27 protein-coding genes and 2 pseudogenes are annotated in these 25,617 nt (G+C 65.3%); 21 read left to right on the top strand and 8 right to left on the bottom strand.

The window, feature by feature from the left end:
* Positions 1-151 precede the first annotated feature (151 nt).
* Positions 152-949 carry a MipA/OmpV family protein gene (locus IB230_RS10590; protein ID WP_225589486.1) on the top strand — a complete coding sequence of 266 codons (798 nt, stop codon included), beginning with the start codon at positions 152-154 and terminating at the stop codon, positions 947-949.
* Positions 950-1,851: 902 nt separating this feature from the next.
* Here the strand turns inward: IB230_RS10590 and IB230_RS10585 are convergent.
* From IB230_RS10585 to IB230_RS10575, 3 genes are read right to left on the bottom strand one after another with little or no spacing between them, the layout of a single operon-like run.
* A complete protein-coding gene (locus IB230_RS10585) occupies positions 1,852-3,426 on the bottom strand; it encodes an AAA family ATPase (protein ID WP_225589485.1) in 1,575 nt (524 codons plus the stop codon).
* Positions 3,407-5,257 (bottom strand): DUF2075 domain-containing protein, encoded by a 1,851-nt coding sequence (locus IB230_RS19925; RefSeq protein ID WP_192271988.1) that lies wholly within the window; start codon positions 5,255-5,257, stop codon positions 3,407-3,409. The genes IB230_RS10585 and IB230_RS19925 overlap by 20 nt, the downstream gene beginning before the upstream one ends.
* A 25-nt stretch (positions 5,258-5,282) precedes the next feature.
* Positions 5,283-5,633, bottom strand: a complete 351-nt coding sequence (locus tag IB230_RS10575; RefSeq protein ID WP_192271986.1) for a nucleotide pyrophosphohydrolase — start codon at positions 5,631-5,633, stop codon at positions 5,283-5,285.
* A gap of 124 nt (positions 5,634-5,757) precedes the next feature.
* Between IB230_RS10575 and IB230_RS10570 the strand changes: the two genes are divergently transcribed.
* The 3 genes from IB230_RS10570 (at position 5,758) to IB230_RS10560 (ending at position 8,852) form a co-directional block, all read left to right on the top strand.
* A complete protein-coding gene (locus IB230_RS10570) occupies positions 5,758-6,636 on the top strand; it encodes a GIY-YIG nuclease family protein (RefSeq protein ID WP_192271984.1) in 879 nt (292 codons plus the stop codon).
* Between the two features lie 400 nt (positions 6,637-7,036).
* Complete coding sequence (locus tag IB230_RS10565) at positions 7,037-7,510, top strand: hypothetical protein (RefSeq protein WP_192271982.1); 474 nt, start codon at positions 7,037-7,039, stop codon at positions 7,508-7,510.
* Between the two features lie 100 nt (positions 7,511-7,610).
* The gene (locus tag IB230_RS10560; protein WP_192271980.1) at positions 7,611-8,852 is read left to right on the top strand and encodes a hypothetical protein; all 1,242 of its coding nucleotides are present in this window, start codon (positions 7,611-7,613) and stop codon (positions 8,850-8,852) included.
* A gap of 35 nt (positions 8,853-8,887) precedes the next feature.
* On the opposite strand, the gene IB230_RS10555 is transcribed toward IB230_RS10560, so the two are convergent.
* Entirely contained in the window at positions 8,888-11,854 is a 2,967-nt protein-coding gene (locus IB230_RS10555; RefSeq protein WP_192271978.1) for an EAL domain-containing protein, read from the bottom strand.
* Positions 11,851-13,746, bottom strand: coding sequence for a sensor domain-containing diguanylate cyclase (locus IB230_RS10550; protein ID WP_192271976.1), 1,896 nt, complete (start codon positions 13,744-13,746; stop codon positions 11,851-11,853). The genes IB230_RS10555 and IB230_RS10550 overlap by 4 nt, the downstream gene beginning before the upstream one ends.
* 319 nt (positions 13,747-14,065) lie before the next feature.
* Here IB230_RS10550 and IB230_RS10545 point away from each other — a divergent pair, with 319 nt between their 5' ends.
* The 10 genes and pseudogenes from IB230_RS10545 (at position 14,066) to IB230_RS10505 (ending at position 20,625) form a co-directional block, all read left to right on the top strand.
* On the top strand, positions 14,066-15,829 hold the full coding sequence (locus IB230_RS10545) for a methyl-accepting chemotaxis protein (protein WP_192271967.1): 1,764 nt from the start codon (positions 14,066-14,068) through the stop codon (positions 15,827-15,829).
* Positions 15,830-16,135: 306 nt separating this feature from the next.
* Positions 16,136-16,489, top strand: a complete 354-nt coding sequence (locus IB230_RS10540) for a hypothetical protein (RefSeq protein ID WP_192271965.1) — start codon at positions 16,136-16,138, stop codon at positions 16,487-16,489.
* Positions 16,490-16,724: 235 nt separating this feature from the next.
* Complete coding sequence (locus tag IB230_RS10535) at positions 16,725-17,003, top strand: hypothetical protein (RefSeq protein ID WP_192271963.1); 279 nt, start codon at positions 16,725-16,727, stop codon at positions 17,001-17,003.
* A gap of 32 nt (positions 17,004-17,035) precedes the next feature.
* A complete protein-coding gene (locus IB230_RS10530) occupies positions 17,036-17,437 on the top strand; it encodes a hypothetical protein (RefSeq protein WP_192271961.1) in 402 nt (133 codons plus the stop codon).
* 5 nt (positions 17,438-17,442) lie between these two features.
* The gene (locus IB230_RS10525) at positions 17,443-17,718 is read left to right on the top strand and encodes a hypothetical protein (RefSeq protein WP_192271959.1); all 276 of its coding nucleotides are present in this window, start codon (positions 17,443-17,445) and stop codon (positions 17,716-17,718) included.
* Positions 17,719-17,812: 94 nt separating this feature from the next.
* A complete protein-coding gene (locus IB230_RS10520) occupies positions 17,813-18,304 on the top strand; it encodes a hypothetical protein (protein ID WP_192271957.1) in 492 nt (163 codons plus the stop codon).
* Positions 18,305-18,330: 26 nt separating this feature from the next.
* Entirely contained in the window at positions 18,331-18,666 is a 336-nt protein-coding gene (locus IB230_RS10515; RefSeq protein WP_192271955.1) for a hypothetical protein, read from the top strand.
* A gap of 220 nt (positions 18,667-18,886) precedes the next feature.
* A pseudogene (locus tag IB230_RS19690) lies at positions 18,887-19,282 on the top strand (PAS domain-containing protein); the annotation flags it as partial.
* Positions 19,283-19,318: 36 nt separating this feature from the next.
* Entirely contained in the window at positions 19,319-20,263 is a 945-nt protein-coding gene (locus IB230_RS10510) for an HWE histidine kinase domain-containing protein (protein ID WP_225589560.1), read from the top strand.
* A complete protein-coding gene (locus IB230_RS10505) occupies positions 20,260-20,625 on the top strand; it encodes a response regulator (RefSeq protein ID WP_192271951.1) in 366 nt (121 codons plus the stop codon). Before IB230_RS10510 ends, IB230_RS10505 begins: the two co-directional genes overlap by 4 nt.
* Positions 20,626-20,637: 12 nt before the next feature.
* Here the strand turns inward: IB230_RS10505 and IB230_RS10500 are convergent, their stop codons facing one another.
* Positions 20,638-20,868 carry a hypothetical protein gene (locus IB230_RS10500; RefSeq protein ID WP_192271949.1) on the bottom strand — a complete coding sequence of 77 codons (231 nt, stop codon included), beginning with the start codon at positions 20,866-20,868 and terminating at the stop codon, positions 20,638-20,640.
* 174 nt (positions 20,869-21,042) lie between these two features.
* Between IB230_RS10500 and IB230_RS10495 the strand changes: the two genes are divergently transcribed.
* From IB230_RS10495 to IB230_RS10465, 7 genes and pseudogenes are all read left to right on the top strand, one after another.
* Positions 21,043-21,228, top strand: coding sequence for a hypothetical protein (locus IB230_RS10495; RefSeq protein WP_192271947.1), 186 nt, complete (start codon positions 21,043-21,045; stop codon positions 21,226-21,228).
* Positions 21,229-21,236: 8 nt separating this feature from the next.
* Complete coding sequence (locus IB230_RS10490; RefSeq protein ID WP_192271945.1) at positions 21,237-21,431, top strand: hypothetical protein; 195 nt, start codon at positions 21,237-21,239, stop codon at positions 21,429-21,431.
* Between the two features lie 28 nt (positions 21,432-21,459).
* Positions 21,460-21,738 (top strand): hypothetical protein, encoded by a 279-nt coding sequence (locus tag IB230_RS10485; RefSeq protein WP_192271943.1) that lies wholly within the window; start codon positions 21,460-21,462, stop codon positions 21,736-21,738.
* Positions 21,739-21,772: 34 nt separating this feature from the next.
* The gene (locus IB230_RS10480; protein ID WP_192271941.1) at positions 21,773-22,984 is read left to right on the top strand and encodes a HAMP domain-containing sensor histidine kinase; all 1,212 of its coding nucleotides are present in this window, start codon (positions 21,773-21,775) and stop codon (positions 22,982-22,984) included.
* Between the two features lie 214 nt (positions 22,985-23,198).
* Positions 23,199-23,951, top strand: coding sequence for a hypothetical protein (locus tag IB230_RS10475; protein WP_192271939.1), 753 nt, complete (start codon positions 23,199-23,201; stop codon positions 23,949-23,951).
* Between the two features lie 74 nt (positions 23,952-24,025).
* Positions 24,026-24,430 (top strand): host attachment family protein, encoded by a 405-nt coding sequence (locus IB230_RS10470; RefSeq protein ID WP_192271937.1) that lies wholly within the window; start codon positions 24,026-24,028, stop codon positions 24,428-24,430.
* 53 nt (positions 24,431-24,483) lie between these two features.
* Positions 24,484-24,748, top strand: a pseudogene (locus tag IB230_RS10465) (thioredoxin family protein); the annotation flags it as partial.
* A gap of 84 nt (positions 24,749-24,832) precedes the next feature.
* Here IB230_RS10465 and IB230_RS10460 read toward each other — a convergent pair.
* Together IB230_RS10460 and IB230_RS10455 are read right to left on the bottom strand one after the other, a co-directional pair.
* Positions 24,833-25,261, bottom strand: a complete 429-nt coding sequence (locus tag IB230_RS10460) for a type II toxin-antitoxin system death-on-curing family toxin (protein ID WP_192271929.1) — start codon at positions 25,259-25,261, stop codon at positions 24,833-24,835.
* Positions 25,262-25,269: 8 nt separating this feature from the next.
* Entirely contained in the window at positions 25,270-25,491 is a 222-nt protein-coding gene (locus IB230_RS10455) for an AbrB/MazE/SpoVT family DNA-binding domain-containing protein (protein ID WP_192271927.1), read from the bottom strand.
* Positions 25,492-25,617: the final 126 nt, after the last annotated feature.

Genomic DNA, 25,617 nt, shown 5'->3' with positions numbered 1-25,617 from the left:
CGACAGGATCCGTTCAGCGCCGCGCCGCCAGGTACGACATTGCAGCGACATCGCCTCGCCATTCTGGGTTGGACGTTCGCACCCTGCGTTTTCGCGCGCAGGTTCCCCCACGCGGACGCCCCATCCCACCCAAGACGAGGTCCTGCATCCCATGAAGAAGCTCCTGTTGTCCGTGCTGCTGTCCGGCATGTCGTCCGTCGCGTTCGCCCAGGCCGGCGATGGCGACGGTCCTCCCGAAGGCGGTCCCCCGCGCTGGAGCGTGGGGCTGGGCGCGATGATCAAGAACGGCCAGTACGCGGGTGAGGGTTCGGACGTGATGCCGATCCCGCTGGTGACGTACAACGGCGAGCGGTTCTTCTTCCAGGGCATCACCGCCGGCTGGAAGTTCATCGACAACGATGCGTTCGAGCTGGCGGCGATCGGCAAGTTCCGCTTCGACGGGTTCGACGTGAAGGATCTGGGCCGCGTCGAGCTGGCGCGCAACGGCATCGACTACCGTCAGCTGGAAGACCGCGACAAGGGGTTCGACGTGGGCATGGCGGCGAAGTGGAAGGGCCGCGGTGGCGAACTGGACGTGGAGCTGCTGGCCGATGCGACGGGCACCAGCGAGGGCCAGGAGCTGTCGCTGCAGTACGGGTATCCGTTCCAGATCGGCAAGGGGCAGCTGACGCCGCAGGTGGGCGTGACCTGGCAGTCGGACGATCTGGCCAATTACTACTACGGCACGCTGAAGGAGGAGGTGGCGCGCGGGGTGGTGAACTACAAGCCGGATGCGGTGACGGTGCCGCACATCGGCTTCAGCTACTTCCGCCCGATCGGCGAGAAGTGGTCGATCATGAGCTTCGCCAAGTACAGCCGCCTGCCCGACGAGCTGTCCGACAGCCCGCTGCTGGAGCGGGACACCGACAGCACCGCGTCGATCTTCATCGGGTTGTCGCGGGGGTTCTGAGGGGCAAGCCTCGATTATGGGGCGGGGGCACCGTGCCCCCTTCATCCCAGCAATCTATTGGAGGTACCCACCATTGACATATGGAAGTGAAATGGCGAGCGCCCTTGACAGGGCTGCTCGCCAGGAATTCCGTCTGCGAGAAGTATCGACGGCTGCCATAGACCTAAGATGAAGAATTCGATCCTCCAAGTTGGCCATCAATCTCAGTGTGTCGCTAATTTCAACAATGGCTGAGTTGCCCTCAATAGCGAATCTTCGTTTCAACTGAAGGTCATTGAAGTAATTTCCAATACTTAGCCTTAGTTGGTCGTCCCAAGTCTCAGGCGATGCCACGAAATAGCTGACGGTAGTTGGTGATGTGCAAGCAATGCTTGCATGAAGCCAAGTATCACGTTCGATTCTTGGGTCTCCAAAATATGGATGGGGGAACGGCGAGTCTTCGGTGATCGGAGCGCTACCGAGTAGTTTGTTGCAGTCTGCGCATGCTGGAACGAGGTTGCGTGCTTCTATGGAGTAAAGCGGGTACCTTGATTTTGAAGCAAAATGATCGAGGGTTGAAACTTGTCCAAAGCCACAATACGGGCACTTCGAAAGCGGCGCTGAAAGCAATAGATTGTCGTAATGTGCCCTGCCCGGAGACCTGCTAACCATGTGCTTTTCGTACAGGCTGGTTAAGTCGCCCTTAGTAAGGTTGATGCTAATGACTTGTTCCGGGTGTCCGTGATGTGCCGAAACTAGTGTGTGCAGTGAGTCTGTTGAGGCATGTTGTGCGTAGTGGTTAGAGATTTGGGGTACATATGGTCGCAATTCCTCTAGTCGGGCCGTGAATGAGGCGTCGGTTACAGAACTCTTGCATGCATCAAAAATTTCAATCTGAGGGACGATGGGGGGTTGAAGAAGCTTCACTGGAAGCCACCGTTGTCGCGATTTCTAATGAGAGCAAGAAGAACAGCTGTCGCCTCAGTTCCGAGCTGATTCTTGTACTCGGTCATAATTTGATCAAAAGTCTTTCCTTGAGCGACTTCGTCGGTAAGGACTGCATGAAAGCCAGACTTCTGTACTTCTAGCCCAAACACTTCTTTTGTCAGGGTTCCGACGTTCTCGCCAAATGTCTCTGTCTCTGGTCGATCGCTGCGGCCGCTTGTCCGCCTTCGATCTAGCTTCCATACGCAGGACCTTGGGACTTCTTGGAGAATTACTGGTGAGTGAGTGGCGATGATCGCCACTCCGTTTCTGTCATGTAGAAGTTCAGAAAGGGCTCTCGTGAAAGCGGATAGCAGCGGTGGATGTAGATGGCTCTCTGGTTCGTCCATAAGAACCAGGGTTTTCTCTTCAACTTTTTCGATAAGGCGACTTATGGTCAGTAGGACTACCGCGTGACCAGAGCTCATCCGCTCAGCGAATGAGCGAACTATTCGCTCATTAGAGTCATCATCGGCAGTCCAGTTCGACGCGATTCTTCCCAACTCCATATCGGCGAAGTTTGAATCCGATTCAAGGCGGCGTATGGCTCTCTCCCAGCGGCTTCTGCGCTCAGATTGGCTTAGGCACGCCTTAGTGCTGAGTACAAGGTCATTTACGAGCTGCCGACTGGTCTTGGGTGGCATCTCGGCTGGGCTCGCGACGCCTGCGCGCATTTGCTTCATTCCGATGTAACAGTAGCTAGGGCCATGCCCGATATCGCTTCTATCTGGTGGAGGCGTGAAGGGGTCAAAAGCACTGAATGACACCGAGACGGCGCCGCTGAAGTAGTCCGGAGGAAGCTCGCTCACTCCGAAGATGCCGTTGTTCTCGTAGAAGCGGCCAGGGCCATCCGGAGAACTAGGCTCGATTGCGGCCGATATCATTTCATTCAGGATGGTCGTCTTGCCGACTCCGTTTCGTCCGATGAGTACGTGTATGTTTGTTGAAGGCTTTGATCCAACTTCAACTTTAAAACTTAGGTTAACGCCAGACTTTCTTTCGCTTTGCGGCCTCGCGTACAAGAAATTGAACTCGGTAAGTGATGCAAATCCTTGGACAATTCTTGTGAATTGTCCACGAATAAGTGGTGTGCTTATATTTCTTGTTAGAGAGCTATTGAATACCTGCTCATTCTCTATCGTTTCAAGGATGTGGGGATTGAAAACTACGTCTCTCATTGATCGCAAGTAATTGAGCCTATCTGGCTCGCTGAGGCTCATGATGGCTTGGTAGTAATCGGGGCTCTGGCCGAGCGAGAACCAGCCGTCTGGGAGCTCAAAAAAATTTCGTGGGATGTTCTGCAGCGTCCAGCCAGTGGGTTGGCCAACGAAACCAATCTTTACCGATCCCAGATCGGTAAGAACTCCCGAAGATTCAATGATGGAAGAGTTGAAGAGTGTTTTGAAAGAGTAGTCATCCCAGTTGTTTGCTGACAGCCTAACTGTGTTTATTGTGTTGTTGGATGGCCGCTCTTGGATGCCAAACACTTGAAAGTTAATCATGTTGTTGACCATTGTGTACCCGGTCTACATAGACAAAGCAGCCTTTTATGCCGCGCGTCATTAGCGTCTTATAGGTGTTTCTGACAATGATGTCCGCGCGACTCTCCATGGTGGCGTCCTTCTTAGCTTTCGACTTGTAGCCTCGAATCGAGCGGTCATGCTTTGAGCGCTTGGACGGGTGAGCAACTAGGTGGCCGTTGTGGTGCGCCAAGTCCGGGCCGATGATCACTCCCACGTAGTCCAGCTCTAATCCTTGGCAGGTATGAATACACCCAACCTGCTCAACAGAGTTTTCGGCGGTGATCCACAAGCTGCCATCCACGCTTAAATTCCACTGCGCCCGGTAGCCAAACTCCGGAATCTCGATGTCGTAGGCGTTGGGATCCTTCTTGCTCTTCCAGTCCCAGCAGTAGCCTGCGACGACCCGGGACTTGTTGTTGATCTTGTTCTTCTCGCGGATCAGGTCGTGTAGCTCCACCGGGGAGTCCACGATCCGGAAGTCGAAACTGTCGCGATCGAAGTCGGTGTTGGCGGTCTCGCGGATACCGAGCCAGTTGTCCAGCCATGCAACGTAGCCATCTGAGCCGTTGCAGCGGAACTGAGAACTGAGCTCCAGCGTTGTGATGTCGGCGCCAGCGGCGTTTGCCCAGTGGATCAATTCCTTCGTGTGGCCGATGTCGGCCAGTGTGACGATCTGATCGTCGTCCACGAAGAAGATGGTGCACTTGGCACTGCGGATAAGCTCCATGACCTGGTTCTCGCCCAGGTTTCCGTACAAGCCGCTCTTTGCGTTGAGTCGGTGGGCCTCGTCGACGACCAGCGTGTCGAACGTGTTCGGCGTGGCTTCGTGGAAGCCCCCGGAGCCAGAGAACATATTGCTGACTTCCACTCTCCGCACCTGGCCCGCCAGCTTATTGGCATAGACGGCACGGGGTGCTGCGTTCTTGGAAACGTACTTGGTGACCTGCCCGCGCTTCGTCAGGGCCACCAGCAGGTTGACGGCCACCACCGACTTGCCGGTGCCGGGGCCACCCTTGACGATGACGACTTGCTTTCGTGTCTCGCTGGCCTGTTCGGCCCGTGCCAGACAGGTCTCGTAAACGACCTTCTGGTCATCGATCAGGATGAACTCCTGATTGCCCTTGAGCATCTTCCCCAGGCTATCGGCCAGCATCTTGGAGGGTCGGATGCGGCCGTTCTCGATCTTGTAGAGCAGTTCGCCCTTGTCGCCCTTCCTGACGTGCTTCTTGATGAAGTCGCGTAGCAGCTTCAGCTCTTCCTCGCCCTTCAGGAAGACCGGTGCCTTGTCGAGATAGGGGGTATAGCGCGCATCGCGGATGATGCCGTCATCCCGATAGTTGTGCAGATAAGCGCAGGGACGAAGGGCGGTGCCTGATTCGTACACAGCCTCGTTGAAGCCGTTGAGCAGGGCCGCGTACGACCAGGCCTGGTAGCTGGGGTGGGGGCCTTCCGTCTCGGATCGCCCGCCGCGATTGGCGACGATGAGGCCATCCTTGTCGCTGAGCTTCGAGGTCGACCACTGCTTTAGTTCGACGATCACGACATGGGGCGTTCCCGTATCGTCCGCGCCAGACAGGATGAAGTCGATGCGCATGGCCGTCTGCGGGATGCCGAACTCAATGCCGACGCCGATGTCGTCGGGAATCTGCGGGTCGCGAAGAACCCGCGACATCTCGCGCAGTGAGGCAGCCCACGACTTGAACTCGGCATCGGACGCGTATCGACCCGTCTTCTGGACGTAGGCCGCATTGATGACGTCCTCGATGTTCCGGTTGTCGTTGTCGTCTAGGAACGTGGTCTTTGTCGCTTGGTAAACGATCACGCGTGCCTTCCCCTTGGCGGTGCGGTCAGAGTTCCGTGTACTTCTTGCTGCTGCCCTTGGCTTTCTCGACCGGGTACTTGGCGGCGTTCAACGCCAGCTTCCGCTGGGCGGCCTCTACCGGATCGATCTGGAGCTTGTCGGACAGTTGCAGCAGGTAGAGCAGGACATCGGCGATCTCGAGCGCCACCTTCTCCCGTTGCTCCGGGGAAAGATCCTGGCTCTGCTGGTCGGTCAGCCACTGGAAATGCTCCAGCACCTCGGCGGCCTCGATGGACAAGGAAGCCGCCAGATTCCTGGGGGTATGGAACTGACCCCAGTCCCGTTCCTCCGCAAACTGGCGAAGGGCGGTTTGCAGCGCCTGCACCTCGTTGCTCATGTCCACCCCTTCCTCAGTCTTTTTGCTCCCCTGAAATGTGAGTATATGGCGACGGCAGCCACGCGTCGTGGGGCTGCCGGGGACGCTTTGTCGCCCGCGACGCCTCTCTCCTGGATAACGCTCTATGTCAGGCGTGTTCGAACTCAACGATCTTCTTGCGAAGGCAGGTATCCGCCCTGATGAGGTGCTCGTCATGCGGCACCGTCCGACCGAGCGGGAGCTGCGCAAGGTGCTTCCTTGGCTCGCAGCAGAGCGTCACAGCGTGTTCAATGCTTACCAGCAAAACCACGGCCCTGTCGTCGAGAAGGCGCTGTCGCGGGCGCGCTATCTGGCTTCCTTCATCGGTCACGAAGCGGGCCGAGCTGTGTTCGTCGGACTGTATGGCGTCGCCGGATCAAAAACGGTGTCGACACGCGACTTCTGGAAGATTCCCGGTAATGCGGAACTGCGCAGTCTCGGAACGCGCGGGCCCCAGGAGCGCGACCATTCGCAGTGGTTCGATCTGGTGCAGACGGATGTCATGTCGGTATGGAAAGGAAGATTGGTAGTCCAGTGGCCGGGCATCGAGCGCTCCTGGTGGCGCTGGTCGGACAGGAACCGGATCCCGGTGCATGCCATCCATGAAGAGAGCCTGCTGGTGCCGCCGATGCCCGACTGGCAGTCGCTGGTGATCGATTGGAGTCAGTTGCCCCTGGTGCCTGCCAGTTGGCGGGTCATGCTCTCCCAGTGGCGGGGCGTGTATCTGATCTTCGATCGCGCGTCGGGCAAGCGCTACGTCGGTTCTGCGGCCGGCGGCGAGAACCTGCTGGGCCGCTGGTTGAACTATGCCGACTCCGGGCATGGCGGCAACCGGCTCCTGCGAGGACTGGACCCGACGAATTTTGTCTTCAGCATCCTGCAGCGCGTGTCTCCGGACACGGAGATGCCGGATGTGGTTGCGGTCGAAAGTTCATGGAAGGAGCGACTGCACACCCGCGCGCCCAATGGGCTCAACGACAACTGATGGGACTGTTTCGCTGAGGAGAACACCTCTTCTCACACAAACATCCAATGTTCCAAGTTTTTGCTTCTCTCTTCTCTCACTAACATCCGACGTTGGAAGTTTTAGGTCCAACGTTCCGAGTTTTCCGTCCTCTCTTCTCACACTAGCGGTCAACGTTGGAAGTTTTAGGTGGAACGTTGCATGTTTTTCGGTGTTTCTTCTCACACTAACGGTCAGCGCTGGGAGTTTTTCCTCCATCGCCGGAAGTTTTTCGGTATCGCGTCCATGTTTTTCGTCCAATCGAACTCCGTAGTGTGAGAACTACTTCACTTGCAAAGTGACAGGTCGCGGCGGGGGTGTGCGGGGGTAGGCTGCGGGTGCCGGCCGGACCCGGCCGGTACCACGGAAAGGACGCAATCACATGACACAGAACCGCATCAGCATGACCTTCGACGCCGATCGCGTGGAACGCATCGACGGCTCATTGAATGCCCTCGAAGCCGACCTCGATCTCCTCATCGGCCTCACCGTCGACGAACGCCAGGACCTGGTGAAGATGGGGACGAAGTCGCGCGCCTTCTGCGACAAGGCGCTGGAAGTGGCCCAACTGCATGCCGGCGTGATGCCGCGCGACTTCGACATCGACGCCTTCCGCCAGGATCACCTGGCCCTTAGCGTGCTGCGACCGCGCGTGGCACGGCTCGCCCACCTCGTGCAGCGCATGCTCGACACCGAACTCGCGCTCGGAAGCGACCTGATGGCCGCCGCCCTTGAGGTCTACGGCGTGCTGAAAGTCGCCGGCAAGGACCAGGCAGTGGACGATGCGCGCCGCGAATTGGCCTCGCGCTTCAGCCGCCGCCGCCCGATCGCCGGAACGCCGCCGCCGAAGGTCTGAGCCTCCCTGTTCCGAACGACGAAGGCCCCGCATCGCGGGGCCTTCTTGTTTGATGTCCTCCCATCGCGGACCCTTACAGCAGACCCGACAGGAGAGCGGCATGGCAGAGGAATGGAAGGAGCGGCAGCGCCGTACCCAGAGGCTGATAGGTGTTTTCGCGAAGCACCTGCTGGCGCAGGGCACACCCACGGCCGAACAGATTTACGGGCTCTGTCAGCTCACCTGGATTACACGCAGCTCCGACGGCGAGCGGGCTGGCTATGTCGCCAGCGCGAAGCTACCGGGGCTACGGCATGTATTCCCTCAGCTGGCCAAGGACTCCACCTTGGCCGATGCCGCGAAGCACATCGGAGCAATCATCGGGTCGCGGGATCTGCCTGCTCTTGTCAGGCAGGACACCGGATTCACCAACTTCTACAGTGCCTACAGGAAAAGCGCACTGCCCTGGATACGCAGGAACCTCGCCGAGATCAGGTCGCTGGTACGCAAGGCCAGGACACTGGACAGCGACAAGGATGGCGCGAAGCTGGCGTCGCGCATCGACGCGCTGCCTCCCATCCCGGACCCCAGCGGGAGCCGGGAGATGAATCCGGCGTTCCTGCTGACGCCCTTGCTGTTCTCGCTCGATCCCCGCGGACGATTCCCCATCATCAATGGCCGGGACGGTATCAAGGCATTGCTGGCGCGCCACGGCGCAGGCAACTCGGCTCTGGAAGAGCAGTACTGGGTGATGGTCAGCCAGTACGGCACCGGCACCATTCACGACGCTGTGGACCTGGATCAGGCGAACCTGGAACAGGTGGTGACAGACAGGGATGATGCGCTGGGGAAACGGAACCGCGCGCGCCCGCTGGCCGAGGGATCCGTGCTGGTCACCAAGCCGGTGGAAGGATCCAAACTGCCGCTCAAGGACGAAGAAGATGTCAAACGCGTCGCACAGGCGTCAGACATCAAGGCCCGTCAACAGCACAACACGATGACGAATCGTCTCGAGCGCTTGTGGCGCGGCCGTTTCGAACTGCTTGAAGGCAGGAACAGGGACGCCAGGTACGACGTGCTGGTGGAGAAGGGCGTGGGCGGGAGGGACCTGCTGATCGAGGTCAAGAGCAGCGACCACGAAGCGCAGGTCAGAATGGCGATAGGGCAGCTGTATGCCTATTCCTTCCGTTTTCCCGAACAGCGTCCTCGGCTCGCGGTGCTGTTGCCGACGCGTCCGAACGACGACGTGCTGGATCTCCTGGCATGGCAGAAGATGGGATGCCTGTGGTTCACCCCCGACGATCAACTGGCGACAGAAACGCCGTGGCTCAGATCGCTGGTCAAGATGGGACGCTCCACGTGAGGCGTGCGACGGGGACACCGGCCTGAGGCGACCCCTCACCGCGATTCCACCGGCGCCTCCAGCCACGCGATGAACGCCTCCAGCGGCACGGGGCGGGCGATGTAGTAGCCCTGCACCTGTTCCACGCCGTGGGTGGACAGCCAGGCCAGCTCCTCCGCGCGCTCCACGCCTTCGGCCACGATGCTCAGTTCCAGGCCCTTGCCCAGCGCGATCAGCGCCCGGCAGATCGACGCATTGCGCGGGTCCTGGTCCACGTGGTCGACGAAGCTGCGGTCGATCTTCAGGTGGTCCAGCGACAGGTCGCGCAGGTAGGCCATGCTGGAGAAACCGGTGCCGAAATCGTCGATCGACACGCACACCCCGTCCTGCTGCAACTCCTCCATCGCGAACTTCGCCGCATCCGGCCGCCGCAGCATCGCGCTTTCCGTCAGCTCCACATGCAGCGCACCGCGCGCCAGCCCATGACGCCGCGCCGCCTCGCGGATCTGCCGTGGTACCGCGCCCGACATGAACTGCACCGCGGATACATTGATCGCCACCGCGACCTGCGGAAAACCCGCCGCGACCAGCCGCGCCTGCGCCTTCGCCGCCTGCTCGATGACCCATTCGCCGATCGGGACGATCAGCCCCGATTCCTCGCTCAGCGGAATGAAGCTCGACGGCGGCACGTAACCGTCCGGCGTGCGCCAGCGCAGCAACGCCTCGGCGGACACCACCGTGCCGTCGCGCATGCGCTGGATCGGCTGGAAGAACAGCTCGAATTCCCCGTTCGCCAGCGCATGCCGCAGCCGGCCGACGATCGCCATGCGCGCGCTCGCCTTTTCCGCCAGCAGGTCCGTGTAGTGCATCGTCGGCACGTTCTCGGTGCGCGCCTGCAGCGCCGCCAGCGCGGCGTGGCCGATGACCTCTTCGCCGCTCTGCTCGGGCTGCTGCTGGAACGCCACGCCGATCCAGGCTTCCACCCGGTGGCTGCCGGTCTCCGACACCACCGGCGCGGCGAACAGCGCGTGCAGGTCGTCGACCACGCGATCCCACTGCGCGGCCTGCGGCACTGCGATCAGGAAGGCATCGGCCGGCACGTAGGCCACCGGGCCGGCCCCGCCGTCCGTCGCGGCGATGCGGCGCGCGATGGCGGCGATGATCTCGTCGCGCGTGCGCCGCCCGAACATCGGCGACACCAGCTCCAGGTCGCGCAGCTGCACGTACACCACCGCGTACGTGGCCTCGGGATCGTGCCGCGTCAACTGCTCCACCCGCTCCACGAACGTGCGCTGGTTGAGCAGGCCGGTGTTCTCGTCGTGCGCCGCGCGCCAGGCCAGGTCGTACTCGTAGGCGACCCGCTCGCTGACATCCTCCGCCAGCACCAGGCGCGCATCGTGCCCGTCGAAGCGGATGCGGCTGCTGTGGATGCGCACGTGGATGCGCTTGCCGCTGCGCGTGGCGTGCAGCCACACACGCAACCCATCGTCGGGTTCGGTGGCCTCCTCGACGCTCGCCAGCACCGCGGCGTGTTCCTCCGGCGGACGGATCTGCAGGATGGTCATGCCGAGGAATTCCTCGCGCGAGTAACCGTAGCGGCGGATCGCCGTGCCGTTCACCGCCAGGAAGCGCAGGGTGTGCACGTCGTAGACCCAGAACGGCAGCGGGTTCAGTTCGAACAGCTCGCGGAACTGGGCTTCCGCCCGCGCCAGCTGTTCCTGCTGGTCGCGGCGCTCGCTGACATCGACGATGGTGCCGCTCATGCGCGGCACCTGGCCCGGGTCGTGGGCCGGCGCGCCCTTGGCGTCGATCCAGCGCTGCCGGCCATCCGGCAGGAGGATGCGGTACTCGGCATGGAACGGCGTGCCGTTCTCCCATGACGCCGCGAAGGCCTGCTCAACGCGCGCGCGGTCGTCGTCGTGCATCCGCGCGAAGAACTCGCCCAGCGGCAGCATGCCGGGCACCGGCGGGAAGCCGAACAGGCGCGCGGCATGCGCCGAGGCGCGCACGCGGTCGCTGTCCTGTTCCATCGCCCACACGCCGGCCTGCGAGGCCTCCTGCGCCTTGGCCAGCCAGTCCGCGTGCCGCTGCAGTTCGTCGTGGGCGAGGTCGCGCGCGGACTCCGAACTGGCGGTCCTGCGCATCAGGTAGAGCGTGCCCAGCCAGTACAGCGCCAGCAGCACGATGGCGGTCACCGCGTAGTTCCGCCACGGCGCCAGCGCCTCGCGTTTCGAGATGCCGGCGGCCACCACGAACGGATAGCCGCTGGTGCCGGCGAAACTCGCGAAGCGCTCCACGCCGTCCAGCCGGCTGACCACATCCACCTGCGAGGTCTCGCCCGATGCCAGGCCGGCGGGCACCGGGACCTGCCGCCCCACGTGCGCCCCGCTGGCGCCGCGTCGCGCCAGCACGATGCCGTCGTGGCTGAGGATGCCGACGCTGCCTTCCTTGCCGACATCCAGGTCTTCCAGCATCCGCTGCAGCTCGGCCGTGCGCAGGCGCGCCACCAGCCAGTGGCCTTCCGGCGTGCGCAGCATCAGCGGCACGATGGGCTCCGCACGTCCTTCGACGATCAGCCGGCCGACGTTGAGCGCACGCGGCGGCGCACGCTGGATGTCGAGCAGCAGGGTGTCCTGCCCGTAGGCGCTGACGCCGCGGTAGATCGCGCGGCCGTCCCGGTCGTACAGGTCGATGTCCTGCAGTTCCGCATGGCGGGAGACGACGCCGCGGATCTCGCCGGGCAGGTCCCAGCGGCTCCGGTCCTCGTGGTCGTTGGCGTAACCGTCCGCGATGGTGGCCATGCCGCGCATGGCGCGTTCCAGGTTGCGGATCTCGAAATGCAGCAGCCGGTCCACGCCCATCGTCACCGCCATGCTCTGGCGGCGGGCGGCGTCGGTTCTCGCCGAACGGTCCAGGAAGATAGTGAACAGCAGGCCGGCGCTGATCACGATCCCCAGCCAGATGCCGATCCAGCGCACGAACGTGGTGCGTGCCGTGGCGGCGTCCGATGCTGCTGCCTTCATCCGGTCCCCCATCTGCTGCGGCGTCCGCGGCCGGCGCGCGACGGATCGTCGCTGGCCGGCGCGGCCGTCCCGTGTCCCCTCCCGCCAGGGTCGCCCCCCACCGCGACGACCGCGACCTCGTACCGGTCGCGCCCCTTCTGCTTGGCTTTGTACAGGGCTTCGTCCGCCGCCGCCAACAGGTCGTCCTCGCTGGCTGGCCCGGCGGTGAACGCGACGCCGATGCTGGTGGTCACGGTGAGCGTGGTGTTGCCGATGCGCATGGGCGCCCGCACCGCCACCAGCAGCTTGCGCGCGACCTTGGTGGCGGACGCCAGCGTCACGTCGCCATCCAGCAGGATGACGAACTCGTCGCCGCCCAGCCGGACCACCAGCGCGTCGGTGCCGGCGTGCGTCTGCAGCCGCTGGGCGAAGGTGCGGATCACGCCGTCGCCACTGGTATGGCCATGGGTGTCGTTGATGCCCTTGAAGTAGTCGATATCGAGGAAGAACAGCGCCATCGCGCTGCCTTCCTCGCCCAGCCGCGAGATCGACAGCGACAGGCGGTGTTCCAGCTGGCGCCGGTTGGCGATGCCGGTGAGCGCATCGATCATCGAAAGCCGCTGCAGTTCCTGCCGGCTGGCCTCCAACGCCTGTTCGGCGGCGACGCGCTTGCTGATGTCGCGCCCGGACAGGATCAGGTCGCGCGCGCCATCGCCGCCGTCGCGCGGCGCCGAGCGCATCACCACTTCCGTCCACACGTAGCGGCCATCGCGATGGCGCACGCGGTAGCGGTGCGTCTGCGGCAGGCCGGAGGCGACGACTTCCAGCATCGCCTGCCGTTGCGCCTCGCGGTCGTCGGGATGCAGCAGGTCCCAGCGCGTGCCCAGCATTTCCTCGGGCGCCCAGCCCAGCATTTCGCGCGACGACGGCGACACGTAGGTCCGCTCGCCGGCCGCATCCAGCCGCACCACCAGGTCGCCGGAGAAGTCGGCCAGCAGCCGGTAGCGCTGCTCGCTGTCGCGCACGCGCGCGGTCAGGCGGTCGCGCTCGGCCATCGCCAGCACCACCGGCAGGGTGATGAGGCAGGCACCGGCGAGATACAGCTGCAGCAGCACCGTGCGCCAGGCATCGTCCAGCGCGGGCAGGTCCGCGAGCGGGCCATGGCCCGCGGCGGTGAACCCTACGCCGATGACGGCGAGCAGCGACACGCCGACCGCGACGCCGCCGAAGCGGTGGCGGAACGCTGCGAACAGCACCGGCGGATAGGTGACGAAGAGCAGCGCGTAGTGGGTCGAGAACGCCAGTCCGGCCATCAACGCCACCAGCGCCATGCCCAGCAGGAAGCCGATGCGCCGGCCCGGCGGTGCGAGCGAGCGCAGGCCTTCCACATGGACGACCAGCGCGGTGGTGCCCACGATCACCAGGCCCAGTACATGCGCGCCGTACCACGGGGCGAACGTCATCAGCGGATCCGCGCCGGGCACCAGGCGGGCCAGTTGCGACACCACCGCCCCCGAGATCGCGCAGGCGATGACGGTACTGGCGGTGGCGACGCCGCCCAGATGCACCCAGTGCCGCGGATCGCTGATGTCGGGAATGCTGCGGCGGATGAAGAACGCGACGCAGAACGATTCGAACAGATGGCAGAGGGCCAGCGGCAGCGCGATGGCGGTCGGCGTGCCGGCCAGCCATTGGCCCGCGGCATCCGCCGCCAGGCCGGCGACCCCGTAGCGCCACCACGTGTCGCGGGGCCGCACCAGCAGCCACGCGCACAGCAGGCCGGCCGGCATCCACACGGCCGGCAGCGCGCCGGGCCCGACGGCCCAGCGGATCGACAACCAGGCACCCGCCACCATCAGCAAGGCGACCAGGACGATGTCCGACCCTCCCGTCCTGCGAGGCCACGTGGACATGCCAACATCCTGTCAGTGCGACATGCGGCCATCCTCGCGCCGGACATGTTTGCATCGCGTGGAGGCGAGGCCTGCGTTGTTGTCGCGTATCGCGCGTAAGGGCTGCTCACCATGCGTTAGCACCGCGAAACAGCGGAAAAACAGAGGTTTGTCACGGATATGCATTTACCTGCCCGGTCGGCGTATCGCGCCCTCAAGGCAGGGTGCGCAGGGCCGTTATGCAGGTGCGGTGCGATCGATGTGAGCGCGCCGGCGCAGCGCCAGCCACCCCGTCGATCCGACCGGGTACGCCATCGCGAACACACCCAGGAGCATCACCATGACCACTGCCGCCACCTTCTCGCCCGACCACGCCCGACCCGCCTTCGAGTGGCGCTCGTGGGTCGCCCGGCTGGCCGGCGGCGGACAGCGGGTATCGGCGAAGGAAGGGCAGCGGCTGGCCGAACTGCAGGCGCAGGTGGATGCGCTGCACAAGGTGCAGGCCGTCATCGAGTTCGACCTGGCCGGCAACATCCTGACGGCCAACGCCAACTTCCTCGGCGCCCTGGGCTACACGCTGCCGGAGATCGTCGGCCGGCACCACCGCATGTTCGTCGACGGCGACTACGCGGCGAGTGCGGACTACCGCGACTTCTGGGCGCGGCTGGGGCGCGGCGAATTCGACGAAGGCCAGTACCGGCGCCTCGGCAAGGGCGGGCGCGAGGTCTGGATCCAGGCCTCGTACAACCCCGTGTTCGACCCGCACGGGAAACCGTACAAGGTCATCAAGTTCGCCACCGACATCACCCGCGAGAGGCTGCAGGCCGCCGATTACGCCGGTCAGCTGGCGGCGATCGGCAAGTCGCAGGCGGTGATCGAATTCGACCTGGCCGGCACCATCCTGTCGGCCAACCGGAATTTCCTCGATGCGATGGGCTACACGCTGGAGGAAGTGCAGGGCCGGCACCATTCCATGTTCGCCGACGCGGCGTACCGCGACAGCGCCGAATACCGTGCGTTCTGGCAGAAGCTGGGCCGCGGCGAGTACGACGCCGGCCAGTACCTGCGCCATGGCAAGGGCGGGCGCGAGATCTGGATCCAGGCCTCGTACAACCCGATCTTCGACGCTTCCGGGCGCCCGGTGAAGGTGGTCAAGTACGCCACCGACGTGACCGCGCAGGTGCGCGCCACGCTGGCCATGCAGGCCGCGCTGGCGCAGAGCCGGCAGGTGGTGCAGGCGGCGCAGTCGGGCGACCTGACCGCGCGCGTGCCGACCCGCGACAAGGACGGCGCGGTGGCCGAGCTGTGCCAGGGCATCAATGCGCTGGTCGAGATGATGGGCAGCCTGGTAGGCGACATCCACGGTGCGGCCGAAGTGGTCAATGCCGGCGTGCGCGATATCGCCGCGGGCAACAGCGACCTGTCCGTGCGCACCGAACAGCAGGCCGCGTCGGTGGAGGAAACCGCCTCGTCGGTGGCCGAGCTGAGCGCGACCGTGCGCCACACCGCCGACAATGCCCGCATGGCCGCCGATCTGGCGGTGGGCGCGACCGATGTCGCCGCACGCGGCGGGCAGGTGGTGCACGGCGTGGTGGACACCATGGCGCAGATCAACGCCTCGTCGCGGCGTATCGCCGACATCATCGGCGTGATCGACGGCATCGCCTTCCAGACCAACATCCTGGCGCTCAACGCCGCCGTCGAAGCGGCGCGTGCGGGCGAGCAGGGCAGGGGATTCGCGGTGGTGGCGAGCGAAGTGCGCTCGCTGGCGCAGCGCTGCGGCGGTGCGGCGCGCGAGATCAAGCAGCTGATCGGCGATTCGCTGGCGCGGGTGGAAGCGGGCAGCCGCCAGGTGGAGGACGCCGGCGCCAACATGGAAGAGATCGTCGCCAGCGTGGCGCGGGTGAGCGCGCTGATCGGCCAGATCAGCCAGGCCTCGCAGGAGCAGAGCCTCGCGCTGGACCAGGTCAACCAGACCATCAACCACATCGACCACAACACCCAGCAGAACGCCGCCCTGGTGGAGGAAGCCTCCGCCGCCGCGCACAGCCTGCAGGACCAGGCCGCGCAGCTGCTGGAAGCGGTGGAGCGCTTCCACGCGTAAGGCAGCGCACGCACGCAGGGCGGGCCCAAGCCCGCCGTCCTGCTGCCGGCAGGTGTCGTGTGGATGGATCACGCGGGAACCCGTGTTCGCCGCTTTCCGTGCGACGTGATGTCGTGCGACGGCCACGTAGGGCGGGCTCAAGCCCGCCGTCCTGATGCCGGCAGGCGTCGTGTGGTTGGACCCCGCGGGGACCCGTGTTCGCTGCTTTCCGCGCGACGTGATGGCGTGCGACGGCGGGCTTGAGCCCGCCCTACGGAGCAGGCATCGCGTAGGCTGACGTCTCGTCCTACACCTGGTGCGGCGTCGATGCCATTCCTCAAGTTCCTGAGAAGCCTGGTCGTCGGGCTCGGCAAGATCGCGCTTGCGCTGGTCGTTCTGTTTGCCGTGTTTTCCGCCTACGGCCTATATGCCGACCGCGTGGCCTCGCGGAAGGCGGCGGCCATGTGCGCGTCGATCCTTCCCGGTGCGGACGCAGCGCCGCTGGTCGAGCGGGCGCTCGAGGACGGTGCCAGCACGCGCAGCGCCCGCTGGTCATCGTCGGGCGGCTTCGACACGCTCGCCATCATGTACGTGGGCATGCCGCCGTTGTCGCGATTCCTGTGCATGGTCAAGGCGAAGGACGGACGCGTCGTCTCTGCCGAGCAGGCCTACATCGACTAGCGCGTAGGGCGGGCTCAAGCCCGCCGTCGTGCCGGCAGGCGCCGTTGGATGGATTGGACCCCGCGGGAGTCCATGTTCGCCGCTTTCCACGCGAGGTGACGTCGTGCGACGGCGGGCTTGAGCCCGCCCTACGGGTGGCCGCGGGCCGGGTATGATCGGATCACGGGGCGCCTTGAACGTCACGCGGGTACCCGGACGCATCGCGAACGTTTCCACACGGACATGGAGCAGGGGCATGACGCAGCAATCCCGGCCTTCCTCGCGCATATCGCCACTCGCCCGGGGGGCGTATTTCTGCATCGCACTCGTGCCGATCTACCTGGCGATATCGCTCAACCTTCGCCACCCGCTGCAGCTGGCCATGGATGTGCTGGCGCCGCTGTCCTTCCTGCTGCTGGCCGCCACCGACTCCTATCGGAGCCCTACGGCGAAGCTGGCGCTCGTCGCGGCCTTGCTGCTGTGGGCGCTGATGATCGCGCAACCCTTCCTGCATCCGCAGCCGTGGCGGTTCTAGGGCTCAGGCATCAGGTCGGATAGGAGCGTCGCATGCAACTGGCACTGACGATGGCCCAGAACGCGGGATGGCTGGCGGCGCTCGCGGGCCTTCTGTTGCTTGCCTGGCGCGCCGGCAGATACGCGGGTGGCGCGCTGGTCGCCTGCATGGCCGCGATCGCGATATGGGCTGTCTGGAGCGAATCCATCGTGACGTGGTTGGACGTGTTCCTGTTCGGCACGCCTCCGCCGGTCCCGGCGGGGACAGACGGCAGCAACGCCGCGGCAGTGCTTGCTGCCATGGGGTACACGCATGAAATCGGACGCGTGTGCGAGTCGCTGCTCATCCTGTGGCTCAGCCTGTCGTTCCTCTTCGCAGTGATTTCGGTGAAGCGGAGTGGGGAGCCGCCCGACCGCCTTACGCCGGATCCGCTTCACGGATCGGACCCGCGCTGAACGGCATGCGGAAGACATCCTCCAAGGCCATGCGAAAGCAACCGCCGCGCGCCGTTGTCGCGTTCGGTGTTTTCCTGGGTCTCGTGATGGTGGGCTACGGGTCCGTCATGCTGCTTCTGCGCCCCGACGGGACGGGGCCATGCGGTCGCACGTGCGGCCTGGATCAAGCGCTGCTGACACTCTTCGGCCAGCCGCTGTATAACCTGGTCTTCGGTCTGGTGTGGGTGGCGCTCGGCCTGTCCTTGATGGTGCTCATGATCGCCTTGCGGGTTCGCAGGTGACGTGTCGCTCGTGCGGCGTGCGGGGTCATCCGGCGTGTGGCCGTTCCTTCCGTCCTCGTGCCTGTCGTCCCACCGGTTTCTGGAGAGTGCGCAGATGATCAGTAGCGTGTTCCTTGTTGCCCTGCTGCAGGCGAGTGCGAGTGCGGGCGCGACGCCGGTCGCGTTCGCGCCGAACAGCGACGACTGGGGTGTCGGCGCCACCGCGGCCGGCACGCTGGCCGTGTCCGCGCGCGACATCACCATCGCGCTCGACGACGTCACCCTGACCGCCAACGCCGACTCGCCCGACGGGCGCTGGATCGTGGGCTACAGCGTGTGCCTGGCGTACCAGAAATCCGTGGAGGTCTGGAGCCTGGGGACGTGCTCGTCCACGATCGACTACAGGACCACGCTGAAGGCCGGCGAGTCCGCGTCCCCCGGGGCGTCGACCCTCAGGATTCCCACGCAGGGGCCGGCGTCGCTGGGCGGGTACTGGCTGGTGCTGCGCGTGCATGCTGCGCAGAAGGGCGGCAGGGTCGGCTACGCATTCGCGGATAGCCAGAAGGGTCTTTTCGCGCCGCCGGTCCCGGCGCCGGACGCGCGTTGACATCATCGAACGACAAGGACGGCATCGTGAGCATCCGCTTCAGGGGTTTCCTGCAGTTCGCGGCATCGGGCACCGTGTTCGGCTTCATCATCGCGTGGTATTCGGCGCAGCGTGCCGCCAGCCCCGACTTTGCGTTGCCGGGCGGACCGTTCGGTCTGCTGGCGATGGTGGTGCCCGGCGGATTCGCGCTGGCGGGTCTGGTGCAATCGGTCACGGGCGTGCCGTTCGCCGACCTGTCCGATCGCTGGAATGCGCTGAAAGGCTGGCAACGCGGCGTGATCGGGACCGGTGTGTTCGCGCTGGGCCTGCTGCTCCTGTTCGGGGGGCTGGTGGCGTACGGACTGCTGACGGAGGCCCGCTGAGGGCAGCGTCGGAGCGCATCGACACGCGAATCGACGGTGCCGGCGTGTCGACCGCGGCATCGGTTTATCCATCGCGATCGTCATCGTCGTCGGCAGGCTGTGTTTCGCGAAGGATTAACCGCAGGTATGTGGCGCACGTGGTTTCACGGGTTGCCAACACGCGCGGACGATAAGCTGAACGCGTTGCAGGTGGGCAAGGACACGCGTGGACAATCCGTTGATGGCAGCCGGACCGGCGGCTCCGTTGGAGCAGCGAGCCCGGCTGTACGAAACCCTCCTGCAGGTCACGCCCGACCTGGTCTACATGTGGGACCTGCAGCACCGCTTTACCTACGCCAATGCCGCGCTGCTCGCCATGTGGGGCATGACCTGGGACGAGGCGATCGGCAAGAACTGCCTGGAGATCGGCTACGAGCCCTGGCATGCGGCGTTGCACGACCGCGAGATCGATCAGGTCGTCGCCACCCGCCAGCCGGTGCGCGGCGACGTGCCGTTCAACGGCACCAACGGGCGCCGCATCTACGATTACCTGCTGATGCCGGTGATTGGGCCGGACGGGCAGGTCGAGGCCGTCGCCGGCACCACCCGCGACGTCACCGACCGCAAGCAGCATGAAGACGCGCGCCGTCGCAGCGAGGAGCGGCTGGCGGCGATGGTCGACGCCACCACCGACCTGGTCTACCGCACCAACGCGGACTGGAGCGAAGTGGACATCGTCGGCGGCAGCCTGCTGCTGGGCCGGCATGGCTCGCTGACGCCGGACTGGCTGGACGTGCTGATCCACCCCGACGACCGCGACCGGGTCCGCGACGCCATCGCCCATGCGCGCGCCACCCAGACGCCCTACGAAGCCGAGCACCGCGTCCGCAACGACGACGGCGGCTGGTCGTGGGTGTCCTCGCGCGCGGTGCCGATCCGCCCGATCGGCGGCCAGATCACCGAATGGTTCGGCGCGGCCACCGACATCAGCGAGCGCAAGCGCCACGAAGAGCACCAGCGCCTGCTGCTCGCCGAACTCAACCACCGGGTCAAGAACACGCTGGCCATCGTGCAGTCGATCGCCCTGCAGACGCTGGGCACCAACGGCGACGCGTCGCCCGCCTACGACCGCTTCGAGGCGCGCCTGCACGCGTTGAGCCAAGCCCACGACATGCTGACCCTGAAGCAATGGGTGAACGCGCCGCTGGAGGCGATCGTGCGCACCGCGATCGCGCCGTGCACGCAGGGCGACAACCACCGCTTCACCCTGCAGGGCTTTCCCATCGAACTGGAACCGCAGCGCGCGCTGGCGCTGACCATGGCGCTGCACGAGCTGTGCACCAACGCGATGAAGTACGGCGCGCTGTCGGGCGAGCACGGCCATGTCGACATCCGCTGGACGCGCGAGACGCGCGATGGACGCGACTGCCTGGTGCTGCGCTGGGAAGAACGCGACGGGCCGCCGGTCGCCACGCCGGCGCGGCGCGGCTTCGGTTCGCGCATGATCGAACGCGGCCTGCGCCATGACCTGGGTGGCCACGTCTCGCTGGACTTCCTGCCCACCGGCGTGGTCTGCGAGATCACCGCCCCCCTCGCCAACACAGGAGCCGTCGCATGACCCCGGATGCCGCCAAGCGCGTTTTCATCGTCGAGGACGAGTTCATGCTGGTCATGCTGATGGAGGAGCTGCTGCCGACGCTGGGCTACGAGGTGGCCGGTACCGCCGCATCGTTGGACCAGGCGCTGGAGCAGCTGCAGGCGCTGCAGATCGACCTGGCGGTGGTGGATGTCAATCTCGCCGGCACGGAGTCCTTTCCGGTCGCCGATGCGCTGCGCGAGCGCGGCACGCCGTTCCTGTTCACCACCGGCTACGGGCAGCAGGGATTGCCGCCGCGCTTCGCCGACGCTCCGGTGCTGGCCAAGCCGTTCCGCCGCAACGACATCGAAGCGGCGCTGGCGCGGCTGCACGCCACGCACTGACGCCTTTCCGCCTCACGACGACGGCGCGGCATCCTCGCCGCCGTGTACGTATGCCACGCCGAGATGGCGCGACAGGGCGTGCAGGCGACGCAGCACGGCCGAGCGCAAGTGCATGGGCGCCTGGTCGTAGACCTGCGTCCACAGGTTGCGCAGGAACAGCTGCGGATCGCCGATGTCGGCATGCGCGCGGACCAGGCTTTCGGCGTCGGAGAGACGCGCATCGATGCGTTCTTGGCAGAGCATGACTGACATGCTGCTGACGCATTCGTAAAGACGCCGTGCGCAGACGATGCGCGGGTTCAGCGTCCAGTCGATCAGGACGCGTCGGGTGACTGCGGGCTGAAAACCTGCACGCGCTCATCACGCATCTTCAACGTTTTGCCGGCCACGCTGGCCGCTCGCAAGCGAGGACCCGCCATGGATCGCAAAACCCCTGATGCCACGCCCGTGGCCCCGAATGCATGGGAGCGGCAACGCCGTCCCGACGGCCCGATGACGCGCGGCGAATCGCCCGGAAAACGTACCAACGAGGAACGCAACGATCCGGCTGTGGAGCCCGGCGCTGCGGAAGGCCAGCTCCGCGACCATCCCGCACAGATATAGGACGCACCATGACCCCTCTCGACAAGGCGCTGCGGCGCGAACTCTCCATCGGCGAACAGGCGTACACGCTGACCATCGATCCCAACGGCCTGAAGCTGGTCGAAAAGGGACGTCGCAACGGCGTGGAAGTGCGCTGGGCCGATCTGGTCTCCGGCGATGCCGGTGTTGCCGCCGCGCTGCAGGCCTCCACCGCGAAGGACTGATCGCGCCGCCGGCGCGCAGGAGATACGCATGCAGATCCCCATCACTGCCCACGGCACGCCCAAACCCAGCGAGCCGGGCAAACCCACGCCGCCGGGCACGCCGACGCCGCCCGGTGAACCGACAGAGCCCGGCAAGCCGAGCGAGCCCGGCACGCCCAGCGATCCGTATCGCCCGGAAGATCCGCAGGCGCCGCCGATGCCACGCGATCCGTCGGATCCCGACGACGTACCCGGCGGGCCCGATCAGCCGCCGGACCCGCAACCCCATATCGACGATCCGCGCGATCCGCGCAGCATCGCCGACTGATCACCGCCCCTGTGACGCGACGGAAGGAACACGAATGACCGCAGACGTCACCCCACGACTGGAGCAGGAAGGAGTGCTCATGCGACTAGCCGACTTCATCCAAGCGAACACCGAGCGGATCCTCGATGACGCCGTGGAGTTTGCGACCACCCAAACGCCGGTCGGCGTGAAGTTCGACGTCAAGACCTTGCGCAACGACATTCCGCTGATCCTGCGCGCGATCGTACTGGACCTGCGCACCGCGCAGAGTCCCGCCCAGCAGCGCGCCAAGGCGGAGGGACGCGCGCCCGAACGCGCAGGCCCGGAATCGGCCGCTACCAGCCACGGCCGCAGCCGCGCGGACGACGGCTTCGGCGTCAACCAGATGATCGCCGAGTACCGTGCCCTGCGGGCCTCGGTGCTCCGGCTGTGGGCGGCCGATGAGGCGCTGGTCACCGCGTCGATCGAGGACATGATCCGCTTCAACGAAGCGATCGACCAGGCGGTCGCCGAATCACTGGCCGAGTTCTCTCGCACGGAAGAATCCTGGCGCAACGTCTTCTTGGGCGCGCTTGGGCACGATCTGCGTGGCCCATTGCACGCCGTCATCGGCACGGCGGAACTGTTGGCGGACAGTACGCGGGATACACCCTATGCGCGTCAGGCCGAGCGCATCCTCAAGGGGGCCGTGCAACTGGGGCAGCTCGTGGACAGTCTGTTGGATTACTGCAGGAGCACGCTGGGCGCCGGCATGGGTTTAAAAAAATCGGTGTGCGATCTTGGCAAAGCGGTCGCCGAGGAGGTCGATCTGCTACGCGCTGCGTTGCCCGAAGCGCCGCTGACGCTTCAGGTGACGGGGACGGTGCATGGCGACTTCGACGAGGTGCGTATCCGCGAAGCGGTGCACAACCTGGTGACCAATGCGGCGAAGTACGGCGACGAACGTGGTGAGATCGACGTATCCGTCACGGGCGAGGACGTGCAGGTGCGCGTCTCGGTGAGCAATACCGGCGAGCCGCTCTCGAGCGATACGATCAACGCGCTGTTCGATCCCTTGCGGCGGGGATCCAGTAGCGCCCACAAGGGCGAACACGCGAGTTTGGGCCTGGGGCTGTTCATCGTGCGCGAGATCGCACGAGCCCATGGCGGCGAGGTGACGGCGCATTCCGGCGGCCGCATCACGACCTTCGCCATCGTGCTGCCGCGCCGCTCGGATGCAGCGGCCATGATGTTCGATGCACGGGACAGCGTCATCGTCGGCATCTAGCAAACGCTTGCCGCGCTGGGCGACAGCCATTCACGCCCGGTTGTCGGAAAACGCACCTTTCCGTCACGATGCACTCACCAACATGACGCGAGTGCACATCGCTGTCACCCCGGATGCGGAACATCGAATGCATTCCCTGCACTCGCCATGGCGGCGCGTGCGCAGAATGACGCGATGCATGTCGCATGGCGTCCGCATTCGGAGGACTTTCCAGATGACACGCGATACTTCACAACGCGATGCGAACCGCGATCCCATCAGTGGCGCACCGGGTTCGCACCCGGTCGGCGTCGGCGTCGGTGGCGCCGCCGGTGGCCTGGCCGCCGGTGCCGTGGCCGGCACGGTGTTCGGTCCCATCGGCACACTGATCGGCGCCGCTGCCGGTACGGTGCTAGGCGCCGCGGCAGGCAAAGGCGTGGCCGAACGCATCGATCCGACGGGCGAGGTCGACTACTGGCGCGAAGCCGCACCCACGCGTCCGTACTATTCGGGCGAGCACGATTTCCAGCGCGACTACGCAGGCGTCTACCAAGCCGGCGCGGTGGCGCGCGGCGAGTATCCGGAACAGTCGTGGGACGAGACGGAGCGCCGCCTGCAGGCGGGCTGGGAAGCGCGCCGCGGCGAGTCGCGCCTTGACTGGGAGCGCGCGCGTCCGGCGCTGCAGGATGCGTGGGAGCGTGCCGACCGCACGTACGATGCGTACGCGCGCACCGACGACACGTTCGCCCAGCGCTTCCAGACGGCACCGTACCGGCAGGACGGCGACGAGTTCGACGACTACCGTTCTGCCTACCGCTACGGCACTTACGCGCGCAGCCAGTATGCCGAGCGCCCGTGGGACGACAGCCTGTCGAACGACCTGGAACGCGGCTGGGGCCGCTTCAAGGGCGGATCGCGGCTGACGTGGGATCGCGCCAAGCATGCGGTCGCCGACGCATTCACCCTGGACAGGCAGAAGCCGCACTGACCAGCCGCGCGATGTGCTCCGTCGTGAGACGGCGGGGCGCATTGCGCATGGGCTTACCTTCCGAGGAGATCGATATGAATGCTCTGCCCGTGGATGCGCTGGTGGTGGTCGCCGACGGCGAGGGTGCGCGGATCTTCCGCAACCGCGGCGAAGACGGCGCGGTGTCGTTGCACCAGTACGACCTGCTCGAACTGATGAACGCGAACGACGATGGACCCTCGGGCAGCGTGCCCGGCGAAGCCACCAGCCGTCAGATCGACGAAGCGACGTTCGCGAAACAATTGGCGCAAGGACTGAACGACAGCGCGCTGAAACAGCAGTACGAACACCTGGTGCTGGTCGCCGATCCTGCCACGCTGGGCCGCATGCGCCCGTTGCTGCATAAGGAAGCGGCGCAGCGGATCGTGGCGGAGATCGGCAAGGACCTGACCAACAGCCGGCTCGACGACATCGAGCGGCTGATCGCCAGGGCATCGTGACCTACTGCGTCGACTACGCGGTCGTGGAGCCGACCCGCAGCGCCGTCGATGCCATGGAAGGTATCGTGGTGCTCGAGTTCGGCGCGCCGTGGTGCGGGCGCTGCCGGCTCGCCCAGCCCCTGCTGCGCGACTGGCTGGCCGGCGAGGCCGGTACCACCCACGTCAAGATCGAGGACGGCAAGGGGCGGCCGCTGGGACGCTCGTTCGGCGTGACGCTCTGGCCGGACGGTGATCGTGCTGGAGGACGGTCGCGAGCGTGCCCGCGTGGTGCGCCCGACGCGGGCGTCTGACCTGGATGGACTGCGCGCGGCACTCGACGCCCAGGCGCACGGACGCGACGGGGCGCGCATTGGGGATGCCGATGTCAGTGCCGGCCGGAGGGCCGTTTGACCTGACAGCCTGTCAGCGGGCGTAGCGTGCCGGCGGTTCCTGCACCTTGCCGGTCGCCGTCATCCCGATGCGAGGGCGAAGCCAGTCGGCGAACTCGGTTTCGCTGATGGAGCCTTCGGCAAGGCCCAGTGTCATCGCGTACTTCTCCTCATCACTGGCTGCGAGATCGCCACCGTTGAGCCGGAGGAAGACGCGATAGCAGACGTGGGCGGTACGCTTGTTGCCGTCGATGAAAGGATGGTTGCGCGCGAGAGCGAACGCGAGGCTTGCTGCGAGATCGGCAAGATCCGGAGGCGGGTCGCCGTAGGCATGGCGTTGCTGCGGACGCGCTAGGGCCGCCTCGAATAATCCGTCGTCGCGCACGCCAGTGCCCCCACCATGCTCGGCGAGTTGGCGGTCGTGGATGGCCAAGGCCAGTGTCCTGCTGATCCAGATGATCATGGCGCGCTCTACTGCGCCAGCTTATGCAGGACCTGGCGATCCTCCCGCATCACCTGCTCGGCGATCTCCATCTGCTCGGCCAGCGTGGGGTCGTAGACGGTCAGGCGGATGCCGTCGGCGGTTTCCAGCGCGTGCAGTTCGTCGCCCTTCTCCAGGCGCAGGCGTGCCAGCAGCTCGCGGGGCAGGATGACGCCGGCGGAATTGCCGATGGCGGTGATCTTGAGCTTCATGGGGTGTCTCCAGACGTTATAACGGTCGTTATACGCGGGGGCGGGGGCATGAGCAAGGACAGCGCCCACACGCCCGGCATCGCCGCCGCCGAGCCCTACGCGGCGGCTGTAATGTGACAGCGTCCG

Source organism: Pseudoxanthomonas sp. PXM01 (assembly GCF_014851815.1).
Classification (GTDB): Bacteria; Pseudomonadota; Gammaproteobacteria; order Xanthomonadales; family Xanthomonadaceae; genus Pseudoxanthomonas_A.
This window is presented reverse-complemented; position numbering and strand designations above follow the sequence as displayed.